The sequence below is a fragment of the Amycolatopsis sp. NPDC102522 genome (assembly GCF_055584485.1).
Genome location: NZ_JBVJLY010000019.1, coordinates 95,426 through 112,181, shown reverse-complemented (window position 1 = coordinate 112,181; position 16,756 = coordinate 95,426). Strand labels below are relative to the sequence as shown.

The 16,756-nt window shown below is 68.0% G+C and carries 14 protein-coding genes; 7 read left to right on the top strand and 7 right to left on the bottom strand.

Annotation, left to right across the window (positions count from 1 at the left end; all coding sequences use genetic code 11):
• Positions 1–216: 216 nt before the first annotated feature.
• Genes ACZ6YV_RS33035 through ACZ6YV_RS33015 form a run of 5 tightly spaced genes read left to right on the top strand, consistent with a single transcriptional unit; the run spans position 217 to position 5,239 of the window.
• Entirely contained in the window at positions 217–1,785 is a 1,569-nt protein-coding gene (locus ACZ6YV_RS33035) for an FtsK/SpoIIIE domain-containing protein (protein WP_465513339.1), read from the top strand.
• Positions 1,782–2,168: a hypothetical protein gene (locus ACZ6YV_RS33030; protein WP_465513338.1), complete on the top strand. Its 387-nt coding sequence runs from the start codon at positions 1,782–1,784 to the stop codon at positions 2,166–2,168. The genes ACZ6YV_RS33035 and ACZ6YV_RS33030 overlap by 4 nt, the downstream gene beginning before the upstream one ends.
• Complete coding sequence (locus tag ACZ6YV_RS33025) at positions 2,168–3,787, top strand: replication initiator (protein ID WP_465513337.1); 1,620 nt, start codon at positions 2,168–2,170, stop codon at positions 3,785–3,787. Before ACZ6YV_RS33030 ends, ACZ6YV_RS33025 begins: the two co-directional genes overlap by 1 nt.
• A gap of 10 nt (positions 3,788–3,797) precedes the next feature.
• Positions 3,798–3,989: a helix-turn-helix transcriptional regulator gene (locus ACZ6YV_RS33020; RefSeq protein ID WP_125789909.1), complete on the top strand. Its 192-nt coding sequence runs from the start codon at positions 3,798–3,800 to the stop codon at positions 3,987–3,989.
• Positions 3,989–5,239, top strand: coding sequence for a tyrosine-type recombinase/integrase (locus ACZ6YV_RS33015; RefSeq protein WP_465513336.1), 1,251 nt, complete (start codon positions 3,989–3,991; stop codon positions 5,237–5,239). The genes ACZ6YV_RS33020 and ACZ6YV_RS33015 overlap by 1 nt, the downstream gene beginning before the upstream one ends.
• 44 nt (positions 5,240–5,283) lie before the next feature.
• Here the strand turns inward: ACZ6YV_RS33015 and ACZ6YV_RS33010 are convergent, their stop codons facing one another.
• The gene (locus ACZ6YV_RS33010) at positions 5,284–6,456 is read right to left on the bottom strand and encodes an acyl-CoA dehydrogenase family protein (protein WP_465513335.1); all 1,173 of its coding nucleotides are present in this window, start codon (positions 6,454–6,456) and stop codon (positions 5,284–5,286) included.
• Between the two features lie 105 nt (positions 6,457–6,561).
• Here ACZ6YV_RS33010 and ACZ6YV_RS33005 point away from each other — a divergent pair, with 105 nt between their 5' ends.
• Complete coding sequence (locus ACZ6YV_RS33005) at positions 6,562–8,211, top strand: class I adenylate-forming enzyme family protein (protein ID WP_465513334.1); 1,650 nt, start codon at positions 6,562–6,564, stop codon at positions 8,209–8,211.
• 3 nt (positions 8,212–8,214) lie between these two features.
• Here the strand turns inward: ACZ6YV_RS33005 and ACZ6YV_RS33000 are convergent, their stop codons facing one another.
• From ACZ6YV_RS33000 to ACZ6YV_RS32975, 6 genes are all read right to left on the bottom strand, one after another.
• Entirely contained in the window at positions 8,215–8,841 is a 627-nt protein-coding gene (locus ACZ6YV_RS33000; RefSeq protein ID WP_465513333.1) for a DUF3558 family protein, read from the bottom strand.
• 94 nt (positions 8,842–8,935) lie between these two features.
• Positions 8,936–9,433, bottom strand: a complete 498-nt coding sequence (gene purE / locus ACZ6YV_RS32995; RefSeq protein ID WP_378240800.1) for a 5-(carboxyamino)imidazole ribonucleotide mutase — start codon at positions 9,431–9,433, stop codon at positions 8,936–8,938.
• Between the two features lie 111 nt (positions 9,434–9,544).
• Entirely contained in the window at positions 9,545–10,729 is a 1,185-nt protein-coding gene (locus ACZ6YV_RS32990; protein WP_465513332.1) for a 5-(carboxyamino)imidazole ribonucleotide synthase, read from the bottom strand.
• A 13-nt stretch (positions 10,730–10,742) separates the two neighbouring features.
• Positions 10,743–11,948 (bottom strand): glycosyltransferase 87 family protein, encoded by a 1,206-nt coding sequence (locus ACZ6YV_RS32985; protein ID WP_465513331.1) that lies wholly within the window; start codon positions 11,946–11,948, stop codon positions 10,743–10,745.
• Positions 11,923–13,290 carry a glycosyltransferase 87 family protein gene (locus ACZ6YV_RS32980; protein WP_465513330.1) on the bottom strand — a complete coding sequence of 456 codons (1,368 nt, stop codon included), beginning with the start codon at positions 13,288–13,290 and terminating at the stop codon, positions 11,923–11,925. Before ACZ6YV_RS32980 ends, ACZ6YV_RS32985 begins: the two co-directional genes overlap by 26 nt.
• Before the next feature lie 80 nt (positions 13,291–13,370).
• Positions 13,371–14,231, bottom strand: coding sequence for a GGDEF domain-containing protein (locus ACZ6YV_RS32975; protein ID WP_378240796.1), 861 nt, complete (start codon positions 14,229–14,231; stop codon positions 13,371–13,373).
• A 257-nt stretch (positions 14,232–14,488) separates the two neighbouring features.
• Between ACZ6YV_RS32975 and ACZ6YV_RS32970 the strand changes: the two genes are divergently transcribed.
• Entirely contained in the window at positions 14,489–16,750 is a 2,262-nt protein-coding gene (locus ACZ6YV_RS32970; RefSeq protein ID WP_465513329.1) for a sigma-70 family RNA polymerase sigma factor, read from the top strand.
• Positions 16,751–16,756: the final 6 nt, after the last annotated feature.

Sequence of the window (16,756 nt, the reverse complement as noted above, 5' to 3'; positions counted from 1 at the left end):
GGAATCCGGCTACCAACCTTGCCGCTCCTGCGCTGTCCACAACCTCTGGAAGTGAACAATGACAACGCTAAACGATGGCAACAAACATGCGCTAGACGGGGTCACCCAAACGCGCTGCGCACTCTGTAAGCGGTTCGCCAAGCTGCTCCCCGGCGAGACGGAATGTGCTCCCTGCCGGGGAATGCTGCCGCTGGATCTGACCGGCGGTGGTCGTCGATGAGCACGAACGGGATCGGTTTCCTTCTCATCGGCGGTGGAGTGCTCGGTGTGGCGGTGTGGCTGCTGCACAAGATCGGTCGTGCTCTCGCCTCGATTTTGGAAGTCTTGGCGGCGGCCGCGCTGGTGTTCCTCGCCCTCTGGTGGCTGCTCAAATCGTTGGTATGGCTGGGAAAGCAAGTCATTACGCGCTGGCGGACCAGTCTTACCGTGGTGGCGTTCATGGCGTGGTGGCAGTACCTCGGGTGGCTGTCCCTGGCGATCGTGACCGGATCGGTCGTCGCCGTGCTGGCGTCGTGGCGTCTGATCGCCGTGGTGTCCTATGACCAGCACTGCGGCCGGTTCCTGCGGTCCTGGTGGATGCGCTGGGCGGTCTACGCGCGCAAACTCCCGGCCTGGCTGCACGCCTGCGGGCTGAGCATCCGGGACGAGACGCTGCCGGTGGAAGTGACGGTGAACCTGGTCGGCCGTCGACGTTTGCTGTCCCGCAAGGCCGCCTCGGCATCACGGGCCGTACAGGTGCCGAAAGTGCTCAAGGTTCGGTCGGGTCCGTCGTGGGATGAGGTCCGGGTACAGCTCGTTCCGGGGCAGAAGCCCGAGGACTTCGACGAGGCCGCGCGGGCGCTGGCGGTGGCGCGCAAGGTCAAGCGGTGTCAGGTGCGGGAGCTGGAACCCAACGTGGTCTCCATCGACTTCCAGCGCCGTGACCTACTCAAATCCGCGGTGACCTCGCTGCCGGTTCCTGACCTGGTGTCCCCCGATGGGCTCGGCGTGGACCTGCGGCATGTGTGGTCCGGGACCACGGAGTACGGCTCGGATTGGCGGGTTCCGCTGGTCGGCTCGGGAGCGCACTGCTTGACCGCTGGCGCGACCGGATCGGGCAAGAACTCGGTGATGTGGTGCCCGCTGGTGTCGGCCGCACCCGCGATCCGGTCCGGTGTGGTCCGGGTGTCCGGCATCGATCCCAAGGGGATGGAACTCGCCTACGGGCGCGGGATCTTCGCCCGGTACGCGGTGACCGGCAAGCAGGCGCTCGAACTCCTCGACGGCCTGCTTGAGGAAATGGAAGCCCGCAAACACGAGTTCGCCGGACGCGTGCGCATGATCCCGATCAGCGTCGAGCACCCGCTAGAGGTTCTGGAGTTCGACGAGATCGGCGCGCTGACCAAGTACACCGACCGCAAGACCCGAGACGCGATCGTGGAAAAGGTCGCACTCCTCACCACCCAGGGCCGTGCCTTGGGAATCACCGTGCGCGGCTACGTCCAGGAACCCACGAAGGACACCGTCCCGGTTCGAGAGCTGTTCCCGCGCCGCGTCTGTCTGCGGGTGACCTCCAAGACCCATGTCGGGATGGTCCTCGGCGACGGCGCTTACGAACGCGGTGCCTGGGCGAACCGGATCGGCGATTCCGAAGCCGGTGTCGGCTACGTCTGGGGCGAAGGCGTCCGTGAACCCCTGCGCGTCCGGGCCGGATGGGTCGCCGACGAGGAGATCAAGGCCCTGGAGAACTACGTGACCAACTGTGGCGCTCACGTGGTTGGACTCTCCGAGGGGAGGGCGGCATGAACCGGCTGATGGTCTTCCTCGACGCGATCCGCGATCACCTGGACTCGTTCGCCCTACCTCCGTCCGCCTCGGTCCGGGTTGGGGTGGGTCCTGATCCGATCACGGTGCAACTCGACTCCGACCGCCTGGAGGACGTTGCCCGTGGGCTGCTCACCTGGGCTGCCTCGCTCGACGACGTGACGGCTTCGCTGTGGCGTCCTGCGGGCGGCGGGTCGGTGCACCTGGAACTGAGCGGCCGGACTCCGTGCGGCATCCCGGTGGTGGTCTACGGCGGTGTCTGGTTCGACGAAGCGACGTTCCCGGACTTGCCTGCGGGGATGCGGCAGAACATGCCGGTGTTCGTGCTGCGGCAGTGGAACACGCCTGGGGAGGTGGCCGCCTGATGAGCACCGAGGAATCCGCGGTGACCATGCCGGCCAAAACTCGGGCCGCTCGGATGCGTGAGCCCTTGGCGTCGGACGTGGTGAAGGCGACCGCTGAGAAGCACGGGGTTTGTGTTCGGCCGTTCACGATGGAGGTCGGCGACACCGACACCGGAGAGCTTCGCTACGTCCCCGTCCCGTGTGGCTCGACCGTCGAATCGGTGTGCCTGCCGTGTGCTCGGAAGGCGAAGGCGCTGCGGCAGGTTCAGTGCCGCGAGGGCTGGCACATCGACACCGAACCGGACTTCACCCCGGCGCCACCGTCCGAGATTCAGACGGAGCTTCTGGAGTTCCGGGCTGACCTCGTCGCCGCCTACCGGCAAGAGATGAACCAGGCCGAGGCGGAGGAGCTGCGGGAGGAGATCCAGAGCGTCGACGACGAACTTCGGCAACTCGGGATGCGGGGCCGCCTCCCCTCGATCGACCTGCCCACGAAGAAGGCGGTGAAGCGCTCGACCAAGCGGCGTCAGGACGCGCCGAACCTACCTCGACGCAAGGTCGCCAAGACCACCGTGGGCCGCGAGTACGCGGGGCGGTTCCGGCCGTCGATGTTCATCACGCTCACCTGCGACACCTACGGCCCGGTCCGCTCGGACGGTGCTCCCGTCGATCCGTCGACCTATGACTACCGGCGGGCGGCTCGGGACGCGGTGCACTTCTCCGCGCTGGTGGACCGGTGGTGGCAGAACCTCCGGCGGGTCGTCGGCTGGGACGCGCAGTACTTCGCCACCGTCGAACCCCAACGGCGGGCAGCGCCTCATCTACACGCGGCTGTTCGGGGATCGGTCCCGCATGACGTGATCCGCCAAGTCACCGAAGCGACCTATCACCAGGTCTGGTGGCCAGAACATGACCAGGTCGTCTACGTCGATCGGATGCCGCTGTGGGACGGCGACCGCAGGGTGTTCGTCGACCCCGACACCCGCGAACCACTGACCGACTGGGACGACGCTGTTGAAGCCGTGGAAGACCCGGCACACGTGGTCACCTTCGGCCGTCAGGTGCACTCCAAGGGCATCCTCGGCGGCTCCGAAGAAGCCGGACGACACATCGGCTACCTGACCAAGTACCTCACCAAATCCACCGGTGAGGTGGTCGAGGCAGACACCGTGCGGCAACGCGATCACCACGACCGGCTGCACGCGGAACTGTCAGTGACACCCTGCTCGCCTCGCTGCGCGGTGTGGCTGCTCTACGGCATCAACCCCAAGGGCGCCAACGGAAAGACCACACCAGGGCACTGCAAGGGGCGGGCTCATCGTCGAACCACGCTCGGTTTGCCGGGGCGGCGGGTGTTGGTGTCGCGCAAGTGGTCCGGGAAGACCCTCGTCGACCACAAGGCCGACCGCAAAGCGTTCGTGATCGAAGCGCTGGCGGCGGTCGGGATCGAGAAACCCACACCCGATCCGGCACGGCTGGTCTGGCGCAAGGTCGACTCTGGCGACCCTTCCGTGCCACCTCGGGACCACCTGGTGATGCACGCGATCTCCGAACGCATCACGTGGAAGGCCGAGTACGACAGGGCGCTACTCGCCGCACAGGGGCCACCAAATCTTTCGGCAACTCCGCTAGCGGCCTGAGGGGGACGACATGGACAACGTGAGCAATGTGGACCGGCTCTGGTCGGTCGAAGACGTCTCGGCCTACCTCGGCGTACCGGTCAAGACGCTCTACCAGTGGAAGTGGCTCGGTGAGGGGCCGCCGGTACGGAAGATCGGCCGTCACCTCCGGTATGACCCGACCAAGGTCCGTGCCTGGAGCACAGACGAGGCGGCGGCCTGATGGGACACATTCAAGATCGCTGGTATCGCCCCGCCCGTGACGAGGAGACCGGAAAGGTCATCCTCAACGGGCGGGGCAAGCCCGTGCTCGAAAAGACCGAGCTGTACGGCATCGGCATGCGGTACAAGGTCCGCTATCTCGACCCCGACAACGAAGAGCGCTCGAAGTCGTTCCCGGACAAGCAAAAGAAGCGCGCTGAAAACTTCCTCATCGGCGTGGAGTCGGACAAGCGCGAAGACAAGTACATCGATCCGCGGGCGTCGTCGAAGGTCTTCCGGAAGCAGGGTGAGAGCTGGCTCAAGGCCACCTCACCCGATCCGGCCACCCGCGAGATTCTGCGTAGCCGTCTGGAAAGTCAGATCTACCCGACCTTCGGACACCTGAAGTTCAGCCAAATCAAGCCGTCCACCATCCGTGATTGGGTGGGCGACATGGACGAACGGGGGCTGTCCACGAACTATCAGGTCGTCCTGTTCACCGTCGTGGCTGGCGTGTTGGACTCAGCGGTGGACGACAGGCTGATTCGAGAGAACCCCTGTCATGCCAAGACGGTTCGACGGCCGGTCGGTGAAAGCCCGCAGGTCGTCGTGTGGCCGGAAGAGCGAGTGCACAAGGTGCGGAAAGGGCTCGCCGAGCGGTTCCGAATCGCCGTTCCGCTGGGCTCCGGGCTGGGCCTGCGGCAAGGGGAAATCCTCGGGTACTCCCCGGATGACATCGACCGGGACGCGATGACTGTCCACGTTCAACGGCAGATCAAGACCGTCAAGGGCGTGATGATGTTCGCCCCGCCGAAGGGTGGGAAGACGCGAACTGTGCCGCTCTCCCCCGCCATGCTGGCCGAGATCGACGACCATGAGGACCGGTTCCCGTCCGTCGCGGTCACGCTTCCGTGGCGGAAGTCAGACGGCGAACCTGTGACGGTCCGGCTCTTGATGACAGGGGAAGAGGGGCGGCTCTACACCGGAGATCTGTTCACCAAGGTCGTCTGGCAGGGCGCGTTCAGGGCGGCTGAGATCACCTACCGTGGCCGGGCGGACGGCATGCACGCACTGCGGCACTTCTTCGCCTCGACGCTGCTGTCTCGCGCCGTGTCGATCAAGGAACTCGCCGAGTACCTCGGCCACTCCGATGCCGGATTCACCCTGCGGACGTACACGCACCTCGTCCCGTCGAGCCACGAGCGGGCTCGACAGGCCATCGACGCAGTGTTCGGGCGGCCTGGTGCCCATGACGGCCTGGAGGCGGCCTGATCATGAGCAGCCAGAGCCGCCCGAACTACCGGATCAAGATCAAATCAGCCCTTGAGCAGGGCGCGGGCCATGACCATGCGCTGGATCTGGTTGGTGCCTTCGTAGATCTGCGTGATCTTCGCGTCGCGCATCATGCGCTCCACCGGGAAGTCGCGCGTGTAGCCCGCGCCGCCGAAGAGCTGCACCGCGTCCGTCGTCACCGACATCGCGATGTCCGACGCGTACGCCTTCGCGGCCGCGGCCATGTAGCCGCCGCGCTTGTCGCCACGCTCGGTCGCCGCGGCGGAGGCGTAGACGAGGTTCCGGGCGGCCTCGATCTTGATGCCCATGTCGGCCAGCATGAACTGGACGCCCTGGAACTCCGAGATCGACTTGCCGAACTGCTTGCGCTCCTTGACGTACGCGATGGACGCGTCGAGCGCGCCCTGCGCGATGCCCAGCGCCTGCGCGCCGATGGTCGGGCGGGTGTGGTCGAGAGTGCGCAGCGCGGTCTTCAGGCCGGTGCCGGGCTCGCCGATGATGCGGTCGGCCGGGATGGTGCAGTTCTCGAAGTGGATCTCGCGGGTCGGCGAGCCCTTGATGCCGAGCTTCCGCTCCTTCGAGCCGACGGTGAAGCCGGGGTCGTCCTTGTGCACGACGAACGCGGAGATGCCGTTGGCCTTCTTCTCGGCTTCGGGGTCGGTCACCGCCATCACGGTGTACCAGGACGATTCACCCGCGTTGGTGATCCAGCACTTGGTGCCGTTCAGCACCCAGTGGTCGCCGTCGAGCTTCGCGCGGGTGCGCATCGAGGCGGTGTCCGAGCCGGCTTCGCGCTCCGAAAGCGCGTACGACGCCGAGGTCTCGCCCGAGGCGATCGACGGCAGTACGAGCTTCTTGAGGTCTTCCGACGCCGAAAGGATGATCGGTACCGTGCCCAGCTTGTTCACCGCCGGGATCAGCGACGCCGACGCGTCGACACGCGCGACCTCTTCGATCACGATGCAGGCGGCGATGGCGTCCGCGCCCTGGCCGTCGTAGGCCTCTTCGATGTGCACGGCGTTGAAACCCGACTTGACCAGCGCGTTGTACGCCTCGATCGGGTAGCGCTCGTCCTCGTCGACCTCGGCCGCGTAGGGCTCGATCTCCTTCTCCGCGAGGGCACGCACCGCGGCCCGCAGCTCCTCGTGCTCCTCGGCAAGCTGGTACAGACCCGGGCCGTCAGACACCTTCGTCACCTCTTCTAACCGCGTTTGGGAGTTTGACCGATGTTAGCGCTCGTTCACATTCCGCGACATCGCGAGCGCTTGTGTCTTTGACCGCAAAGTCCGTACGTTCGGGTGATGCAGCTCACTCCGCTCCCCCGGTCGCTCGATTATCCCGAGGTTCCCGTCGGTTCGGTGCTGGCCGGAGCCGCTGCTCGCTGGGGCTCCCGCACGGCCTTCGCCCACGGAGACCGGAGCCTCACCTTCTCCGAGACGTACAGCGCGGCCTGCCGGTTCGCGAACGCCCTGCGTGCCGAGGGCATCGGCCGGGGCGACGTCGTGGCCCTCCACCTGCCGAACTGCCTGGCCTACCCGATCGCGTACTACGGGACGCTGCTCGCCGGGGCCACCTTCAGCCCGGCGAACCCCCTGCTCCCGCCGGACGACCTCGCCTTCCAGCTGGCCGACGCCGGGGCGGTCGCCGCCGTCACCGTCGGCCCTGTCGCCCGAGTGCTCGCTTCGGTCCGTGATCGGACCTCGGTCCGGCTGAGCATCGTCGTTCACCCGCCCGAGGCAGTGAGCGAGGGCGAAGTCGAGTTCACGGAGTTCTACTCCGGTCACTCCGACGAGCGGCCGGACGTGGAGATCGACATCTACCGCGATCTCGCCCACCTGGCGTACACCGGCGGCACCACCGGCCGCTCGAAGGGTGTCTGCCTGCCACACCGGAACGTCGTGGTCAACAGCCTGCAGAGTTCCTGCTGGCGGCTGGGCGCGCTCCCCGCCCTCGACGCGTCGGGCGAAGTGATCGTCGAGCAGCACGGAAGCCCGGACGAATGGCCGTCCAGGATCGGCACCGGCATCGCCCTCAACCTCACGCCGTGGTTCCACGCGATGGGGACCATCGCCGCGCTCAACGTCCCGCTGCTCGACGGCGCCACCATCGTCCTGCACGACCGCTTCGACCCCGCCGCGTACGTGGCCGACGCCGAGCTGCTGCGGGTCACCACCATCGGCGGGGCGCCCGCGCTGTTCGCCGCGCTGCTCGCCTGCCCCGAGTTTCACACGGCCGACCTGTCCTCGGTGTTGACCATCGGCTCCGGCGCGGCGCCGATGAACCACGAGATGATCCGCGCCCTGCAGAACCGCTTCCCCGGCGTGCTGGTCATCGAGGGCTACGGGCTCACCGAGGTCACCATGGGCGCCGTCATCGCGCCGGCCTATCGCTCCGCCGTCCGGAAGGTCGGCTCGGTCGGCCTGCCGCTCCCCGACACCGAGATCAAGATCGTCTCGGCCGAAGGCGGCGAGGATCCGTTGCCCGCCGGGGAAAGCGGTGAGGTGTGCCTGCGTGGCCCGCAGGTGATGACCGGCTATCGCCACCGGCCCGAGGAGACCGCGTCCGCGCTCGTCGACGGCTGGCTGCACACCGGCGACATCGGCATCCTCGACGAGGACGGCTACCTGTCCATTGTGGATCGCAAGAAGGACATGCTGCTGTACAAGGGATACAACGTCTTCCCGCGCGAACTCGAAGAGCTGCTGATCACCCTGCCCGGCGTCACCGCGGCGGCCGTCGTCGGCAAACCGGACACCGAGGTCGGTGAACTGCCTGTCGCGTTCGTGGTCCGCAGCGACGAGAACGTCACCGCCGAACAGCTCCTGGAGGCCGTCGGTGCTCGCGTCCTGCCGTACAAACGGCTGCGGGCGATCCACTTCGTCGACCAGATCCCGGTGTCGGCCGCCGGGAAGGTGCTGAAACGGGAGCTGCGGAAGCAACTCGCCGACTGAACCTCAGCGGCCGCGGAGGTTTCCGATCACGAACTCCGCGGCTTTGAGCGCGGCCGCGCACCGGTCGTCCCCCCAGTACTGCGACTTCTCGTCGTCGAACTGGGAGTATTTGAATTCCAGCACTCCGGTTTCCGTGGCTCCGACCTCGACAGTGCAGGCCTTGAGGGTGTAACCGTTGTATTCGAAGACCGGAGGATTCCCGACCTGCTCGACAGCGGGAAGGCCACCGATCGACAGCTCTCGCCAGTGGGAGAACGTCACTTTGCCTTCTCTCCGCCGAGTCATCCGATCGTCAAGGCTGCCCAAGTCGGCCGTCGGATTCCGGACTTCAAGCGAGCCCGCCTTGGGCCGATCCCACTTGCAGGAAGTGTTGTACCCGGTGGAATACCGGTCCACTGTCACCTTGTCCGGCGGATCAGCGATCAGCGCGGCGACTTCCGCACGCTCGAGAACGCCGCAAGGATCCGCCTTGAAAGAATCCAGAGGCAACGGATTTTGTACCGGCACAGCCGGAATCGCAGGCCCCGTCAAGGCAGGCGAGGGCCTGTTCTCGAGAATTCTCCCGCTGCCACAACCGGCGAACATCAGTGCTGCCAGTACCACCACGAACATTTTCGGCGTGCGCGTCATAACCCCTCCTCCACCATCGATCGAACTGACCGATGGTGCCCGGCCGAAACCTTACAGTTATCGGCAGAGGGGCCGAGTGATTCCCCGCTTTTCGTCAGCCTTCGACGCGTTTGCGCAGCGCGGCGTCCTTGTCGAGCACCAGCTGCTCCAGATCCGCCTGGAACCGCGCCATCTTCGCCTGCAGCCCCTCGTCGGAAGCGGCGAGGATGCGCACCGCGAGCAGACCGGCGTTCCGTGCCCCGCCAACGGAAACCGTCGCGACCGGGACACCGGCCGGCATCTGCACGATCGAGAGCAGCGAGTCCATGCCGTCGAGGTACTTCAGCGGCACCGGCACGCCGATCACCGGCAGCACCGTCGCCGACGCGACCATGCCCGGCAGGTGCGCGGCACCGCCGGCGCCCGCGATGATCACGCGCACGCCGCGCGAAGCGGCCGAAGTCGCGTAGTCGAGCATCCGCTGCGGAGTGCGGTGCGCCGAATAGACGCCGACCTCGTACTCGACGCCGAACTCGCCCAGCGCCTGCCCGGCCGCTTCCATCGTCGGCCAGTCCGAATCGCTGCCCATGATCAGGCCAACCTGCGGCGACATCTTCATACTCCTATTATTTGCCGGTGAACCCGCGATAGCGGGGCCTTCGGCCGGGCGGGTTCACGCTTGTGGTCACTTCTCCTGGTAAAACTCGGCTCCGCCGACAGGCGCCTAGTGGATCTCGTAGCCGTCGAGCCAGACGGCGTGGGAAAGCCAGTGCGCGGCGAGCAGCGCGCGGTCGCGTAGCTCCTCCATGCGTTCGCCCACGAGGTTGACGTGGCCGAGTTTGCGGCCGGGACGCTCTCCCTTGCCGTACAGGTGGACGCGGATGTCCGGGTACCGCGCGAACAGGTGGTGCAGCCGCTCGTCCGGCCCCATCTCCGGCGCCTCGGGAGCACCGAGGACGTTCGCCATCACACAGGCGGGGGCGATCAGGTCGGTCAGCCCGAGCGGGTAGTCGAGTACGGCGCGCAGGTGCTGTTCGAACTGCGACGTCCGCGAGCCGTCCTGCGTCCAGTGTCCCGAGTTGTGCGGGCGCATGGCGAGCTCGTTGACCAGCAGGCCTTCGTCGGTCTCGAACAGCTCGACGGCGAGCAGCCCGGTCACGTTCAGGGTGGCCGCGATCCGCAGCGCGAGGTCCTGCGCCTCCTGCGTGCGCGCGAAGCTCAGCCCCGGCGCCGGAGCGAGCACCTCGGTGTTGATCCCGCCGGACTGCACGGTCTCCACCACCGGCCACGCCGCGCCCTGCCCGAACGGGGACCGGGCCACCAGCGCGGACAGTTCGCGCCGCATGACGACCTTTTCCTCGACCAGCAGGGGGGTCCCGGCTTCGAGCAGTTCGGGGACGGTCTCGCGGGCCTGCTGCGCGGTGTCGAGCATCCAGACACCGCGGCCGTCGTAGCCGCCCTGCGCTGCCTTGAGCACCACCGGCCAGGAGTGCTTGTCGCCGAAGGAGACCACATCGTCCACAGAGGACACTTCGGCGAAGTCGGGGCCGGGGATCTCCAGCCCGGCCATCATCTCGCGCATGATGAGCTTGTTCTGCGCCATCGACAGCGCGGCCGGGTCGGGCCGGATGGTGACGCCTTCCATCGCGAGCGTCAGCAGGTGCTCGCCGGGGACGTGCTCGTGGTCGAAGGTCAGCACGTCGACCCCGGCGGCGAACGAGCGCAGCGCTTCGAGGTCGGTGTGGTGCCCGTGCACGACCTCGCCCGCGACGAGGCCGGCGGATTCGTTCTCCCCGGCGGCCAGCACGCGCAGGGACTGGCCGAGGGAGATCGCCGCCTGGTGGGTCATCCTGGCCAGCTGTCCGCCGCCCACCATGCCCACGATCGGAAGACCGGTTCGTTTGTCCATAACGGGGGAGAGATTACTTGGCCGCCACCGCCGCGACCTGGGCGGACCCGCGTCGCAGCTCCCGCACGGCCAGGCCTGTGATGGCGATCGCAGCGGTGAGGACGTAGACGTTGCCGAGCAGCGACCAGCCCAGCCCCCAGCCGAACTCGGTCTTCCCGCCGTTGGGCACGAACATGATCACCCCGCTCGCGAACAGCACCGCGACACCGGCGGCCGGAATCCACGATCGGCGGACGACGAGCAGGACGAGCAGCGGCACCGTCCACACCCAGTGGTGTGACCAGGACACCGGCGAGAGCAACAGCCCGTAGAACGCGGTCACCAGCAGCGCGCCGACCTGGTCGCCACGACGGTGCAGGCGCACGACCAGCCAGACGGCGGGGACGGCCAAGACTGCGCCGATCGCGATGGCCACCGTCAGCGACCACGGCGCGAGTTCCGAAGCGCGGTTCACCAGACCGTTCAGCGATTGGTTGAAGATCCAGTGCACGGAGCCGACCCGGCTGGGGTCGGTCGCCGATTCGGTCCAGAACCGGACGGCGTCACCGGGGATCACCGCGAACATCACGGCTTCGAGCACGACGAACGTGCCGAGTGCCCGCAGCGCGTCCTTCCAGCGACCGGTGAACAGCAGGTGCGGTACGAAGATCAGCGGCGTCAGCTTGATCGCGGCCGAGATCCCGATCAGTACCCCGGCCCAGCGCGAACCTCGGGCCGAAAGCACCAGGACGTCGAGGACGATCAACGCCATCAGGATGAGGTTGATCTGGCCGAGGAAGATCGTCTTCCAGACCGGCTCCAGCGCAACCGCGCCCGCCGTGGCCAGCGGCAGCACCCACCATCGGGTGATGGGGGCGCCGCAGGCGCGGGCGACGACGGAGATCACGACGCTCAGGCAGACCAGCGAGAGCGCGCCTGCGACGCCCCAGGTCAGCCCGGCGGGGACGATCGCGAGTGGCAGGAACAGCGGCGCCGCGGCCGGGGTGTAGGTGAACGGCAGCAACACCCACGGAGGCAACGTCGTGAGCGCCTCGCGGGTGTAGAGCGGCTCACCTTTCAGCAGGGTGAGGGCACCGGCGCGATAGACGGCGCTGTCCGCACCGAGGTGCCATTCGCCGAGCCAGGCGACGACGCCCAGCGCGAGCATCGCCAGCGCGAGCGCGCCCGCCAGCGTGGCCCCGACGATCCGGGGCTCAGCCGCCGGACGCGACTTCAGCATGTTTTTCGCCGTCCCCCGCAGCGTCGTCCCCCGTGCCCCGCTTCCGGCGCAGGTACCACCAGCGCCCGGCCAGCGCGACGGCCAGCACCAGCGGCATGAAGATGTACGCGCTGCCGAGGATGTTCTGCCACACCTTCCAGTGCAGCTCGACATTGCGGCCGTTCGGCAAGATCAGCAGTACACAACTGATGAAGACGAAGAACACCGCGAAGGTGCCGAGCCAGCGTTTCCACGCGGTGGCTGGCGTGGTCTTCGGCAGGCGCGAGACCAGCAGGACGACCAGCGGCGCCACCCAGACCCAGTGGTGGGTCCACGAGATCGGCGAGATCAGCAGGATCCAGAACGCCGTCACCAGCATCGCCGCGAGCGCCTGGCCCTTGCGGTGGAAACGCAGCACCAGCCAGATGGCCGGGATCGCGAGCAGCGCGCCGATCCCCATCGCCGCCTTCGACGCCCAAGGCGCGAGTTCGGTGAAGCGGTTCATCAACGCGTTCAACGACTGGTTGCCCGCCCAGTGCACCGGTCCGATACGGCCGGTGTCGGGCAGCGTGTAGGTCCAGTACCGGAACGCGTCGTGCGGGATGATCAGGAACATCAGGCCCTGCAGCACGATGAACGTGATGAGCCCGCGGATGGCGTCCATCCGGCGGCCGGTGATGAACAGATGTCCCAGGAAGACGATCGGGGTGAGCTTGATCGCGGCCGCGACTCCGACGAGCACCCCGCCCCAGCGGCTGCCCCTGGCCCCGATCACCAGGATGTCGAGCATCACCAGCGCCATCAGGATGATGTTGATCTGGCCGAGGAAGGTCGTGCGCCACACCGGCTCAAGACCGAGGAAGACCAGGAAGAACGCGATCGTGGACCGGGCGGGCGAGGCCCACCAGCGGGGGCCGTCGGTCGAGGGCTTCGGCAGCGCACCGATGGCGATCCGGACGCACAGCGCCAGCGCGAGCAGCGAGACCGCGGTCAGGAGCCCCCAGGCGACCTGCGTCGGGACCAGCGCGAGCGGGATGAAGAACAGCGCCGCCGTCGGCGGATAGGTGAACGGCAACAGCGCCCACCACGGCTCCACCGGAAGCGTGTTCGCGTCGTACAGCGGATCGCCGTTGAGCAGTGTCTCGGCGCCGGCGCGGTACACCGCGCTGTCCACGCCCAGCACCCATTCGTGCTGCCATCCCCAGATACCGAAACCGATCGCGACCAGCGGGATCACCGACAGGATCAGGATCGATCTCGGCCGGACGGACAAGCGGGCGAGCGACCTCCGCAGCGACAGACGATGCTGCGGGCGGCTCGCCGAAACGTCGCCGTTGGTGTCGGCGGGAACAGTCCGGGTCACACAAACAGGAAATCATGAACCGGCTCTTCGCACCTCGACAGGGTCGCCCGTGACCAGGAGAACGTCCTGCGCTACCCCCGTCAGGACCGCGCGAGCCCGCTGAGGAGATCACACGCCTGGTCGTAGGTCGCCGGGAGCCGGACGGCCGAAATCTGCGGACGGCCGGTGTCACACAGTTGGGCGTCCACCGAAAGCCGCTCGTTGAGCGCCCTTCGCAGCGCGACGCCGGACGAAGCGAGCCTCACGTCCTTCGGCACCAGCACGCCCGCGACGGAAGGCCCGAGCGACGCGACGCTCTCCCCGCCGTCGAACACCTGCTTCAGCGCGTCCGCGACCAGGATCATCCCGGTCAGCCGGGGCCAGCCCGCGACAGCGCTGAAGTCCATCGAGACCACGAGCAGGGTGTGCACCTCCGACACCGGCCGCTCCTCACGGCGGGCCTGGCGGTACAGCTCACTCAACCGGGTCCTCAGGTAGGCGGCGGTGGGCAGCCCGGTGAGCGGTTCGGTGACTTCGGTGTTCACGAGCTGATCGGTCGCGACGTCCGCCCACGCCAGCGCCGTCACCCGGAGTAACCGGGAAGGTGTCGTGTCGACATCGGGTGCGATGAAGCCGTCCACCGCGTCCGGGTCGGCGAGCACAGCGTGCAACGCCGCGAGATCCGCGAGCGTCTCCGCCAGCCCGGCACCCGCCGCGGCGCGTGCCCGGCCCAGCCCCGCGAGCGCGGTTTCCGCCACGTCGGCGGAAGCGACCCGGCCGTTCTTGATCACCGCCGCGCAGACGGCGTCGACCTCGGGGAGGCCCCAGTCACTGGGGAAACGCCAGCCCGCGGCCAAACTGGCTGTCCGCCAGCGGGCCCGCAGGGCGCGAAGAGAGCGATCTCGTTCGAACCGGTTCCAGGCGGCTTGCCCGTCGGGCGCACCAGTCGCCGGTACGTCCACTACCCACCGCCCCTTCCGTTCCGGATCTTTTCGATCTTGCGATCGCTTCACGGTGGGGACGCCTGTCCACGTCGTGCGTGACGGCGTTTTCCAAGGATCTTTCCGAACTCTTCGGTAACCCGTCCCGGGTGAAGGCGTTGGGCCCTCCGGGTCATCGGCGGGGCCGCGAGGTGACGTGCGTCGCCCGTTCCGTCACACTGAGCGTGTTCGGGCGTTAGGAAGAGTAGACCCGCCTAACCCGCAGATGAAGGAGTCCCGTGTCCACCGTTCCCGCCGATCTCTCCGGTAAGAGTGACGCCGAGCTGATCGCCGAGGTGCGTGACGGGAAGATCGCGTCTTACGGAACGCTTTACGAACGTCACTCCGGCGCGGCGCACAATCTCGCCCGTCAACTCGCCCGATCGAGTTCCGAAGCCGACGACCTCGTTTCCGAAGCCTTCGCGAAGGTGCTGGACACGCTGCGCGGCGGTAAAGGCCCCGATGCCGCTTTCCGCGCGTACCTGCTGACAGCGCTCCGGCACACCGCCTACGACAAGACGCGCAAGGACAAGCGCCTCGACCTGAACGAGGACATGTCCGACGTCGGCGGTGCCGTCGGCGAAGCGCTGACAGTCCCCTTCTCCGACACAGCCGTCGCCGGGCTCGAGCGCACGCTCGCCGCGAAGGCGTTCGCCCGGCTGCCCGAACGGTGGCAGGCGGTGCTGTGGCACACCGAGATCGAGGGGCAGAGCCCCGCCGAGGTCGCGCCGCTGCTGGGGCTGACCGCGAACGGTGTCTCCGCGCTCGCCTACCGCGCCCGTGAAGGCCTGCGGCAGGCCTATCTGCAGGTCCACCTGGCCGAGAACTCCGGCGAACGCTGCCGCGCGAGCGCGGACAAGCTCGGCGCGTGGACTCGCGACGGGTTGTCCAAACGTGAACGTGCCCAGGTGGAGATCCACCTGGACGAATGCGAGAAATGCCGCGCGCTGGCCGCGGAACTGGCCGACGTCAACACCGGTCTGCGCGGGATCATCGCGCCGATCGTGCTCGGTGGCGCGGCTCTCGGCTACCTCGCGACGACCGGGGCGGGCAAGGCGGGCGCGGTCACCGCGGCCGCGACGGCCGCCGCCGCGGGTTCGAGTTCGGGCGGGGCGGCCGGCGCCGCCGCGGCCGGACCGCGCCAGTTCGCCGGAGTGGCCGGATCGGGTGCGGCCATCGTCGCCGCCGTCGCGGTGGCGCTCGCCGCCGGTGGCGGCACCCAGGAGATCCCGGCGGCCGCGGCCGTCCCGCCGCCCGCTGTGGCGCCCGCACCCGCGCCGGTGATTCCTCCGGTCGTGCCGCCCGCGAAGCCCGTGCCCCCTCCTGCTCCGCCCGCGCCTCCTGCCCCGCCTGCGCCTCCCGCACCCCCCGCGCCTCCTGCTCCGCCGGCGGAGCAGCCTCCTCCGGCTCAGCCGCCTCCGCCCGCCGAGCCGCCCGCGTCTTCGCCGGTGATCCCGGCACCTCCGGCGATGACCGCGTCGACCCCGCCCGGCGGTGTCCAGCTCAAGCCCGGTGAAGCAGCCGACCTCCCGATCACCGTGCGCAACGACGGCGGATCGAAGTCCGAGCCCGTGGCGGTTTCCCTGAACCTGCCGGAGGGCGTGAGTGCCGTTCCCGCCGCCGGCGGCGGTGGCGCGATGGGCGTCAACGGTTTCCGGCAGCAGGCACCCGCTCCGATCGCGGTGAGCTGCCCCGGCGGCACCGGCACGGTGACCTGCAAGACCGGAACCGGCCTCGAACCGGGACAGTCCGCTGTTCTGACGTTCCGCCTGGTCGCCGATGACACGGCCGTGAACGGCAGCATGGTGACCGGTTCGGTGACGGCGGGCGCGCGGATCAAGGTGTCGGTCGCGGTGAAGGTCAAGGTGCCGGCACCGCCGCAGGACGCTCTCACGCTCACGCTCAAGACCGATGCGCTGTCGGCGTACCCCTGGAACCACCATCCGCGGGTGCGGATCACTGTGACGAACACGGGCGAGTCGACGAAACCGGTGACGGTCACCCTCGACCAACGCTTGCTCTTCTCCTGGAGCGTGTCCGGTATCCGGTGCACTCCGACCGGCGGGGGCGCGTCATGCACTTCGCGCGGCTCGCTGACTCCGGGACGCCAAGCGAGCGTGTACGCCGTGTTGAAGAACCGCCCGGCGGAAAACGTCCCGTTGACGGTGAACGCCACCCTCGGCAGTGCGAAGGCAGGGCCTGAGCGGATCTACTTCGACTGCTGGCGCCATTGGTGTGACGACAACGGGCTGCTTCCGCCGACCACTGTGCCTTCGCTGCCTTCGGTCACTTCGAAGCCTCCAATCACTTCGCAGACTCCGAAGCCGGGACGACCTGGGTGGCCTTCGCCGTCGAAGAAGCCTTCGCCGTCCGCGACGCCTTCGGAGCCGGCGAAGCAAGAGCCCACCCCGCCGGCCGCGACCACGAGCGCGCCGCCGCGACCGGGCAAGTCGAAGCCGACCACGTCGCCCGACGGAGTGGTGGATCGCGTCTTCGAGTAGCGTGCC

Bases quoted from the DNA above. Each gene is read 5' to 3' on its own strand.
- ACZ6YV_RS32990 (WP_465513332.1), bottom strand. From the start codon at position 10,729: ATGGACAAACGAACCGGTCTTCCGATCGTGGGCATGGTGGGCGGCGGA.
- ACZ6YV_RS33020 (WP_125789909.1), top strand. From the start codon at position 3,798: ATGGACAACGTGAGCAATGTGGACCGGCTCTGGTCGGTCGAAGACGTC.
- ACZ6YV_RS33025 (WP_465513337.1), top strand. From the start codon at position 2,168: ATGAGCACCGAGGAATCCGCGGTGACCATGCCGGCCAAAACTCGGGCC.
- ACZ6YV_RS32985 (WP_465513331.1), bottom strand. From the start codon at position 11,948: ATGCTGAAGTCGCGTCCGGCGGCTGAGCCCCGGATCGTCGGGGCCACG.
- ACZ6YV_RS33030 (WP_465513338.1), top strand. From the start codon at position 1,782: ATGAACCGGCTGATGGTCTTCCTCGACGCGATCCGCGATCACCTGGAC.
- ACZ6YV_RS33015 (WP_465513336.1), top strand. From the start codon at position 3,989: ATGGGACACATTCAAGATCGCTGGTATCGCCCCGCCCGTGACGAGGAG.
- ACZ6YV_RS33035 (WP_465513339.1), top strand. From the start codon at position 217: ATGAGCACGAACGGGATCGGTTTCCTTCTCATCGGCGGTGGAGTGCTC.
- ACZ6YV_RS33005 (WP_465513334.1), top strand. From the start codon at position 6,562: ATGCAGCTCACTCCGCTCCCCCGGTCGCTCGATTATCCCGAGGTTCCC.
- purE (WP_378240800.1), bottom strand. From the start codon at position 9,433: ATGTCGCCGCAGGTTGGCCTGATCATGGGCAGCGATTCGGACTGGCCG.
- ACZ6YV_RS33000 (WP_465513333.1), bottom strand. From the start codon at position 8,841: ATGACGCGCACGCCGAAAATGTTCGTGGTGGTACTGGCAGCACTGATG.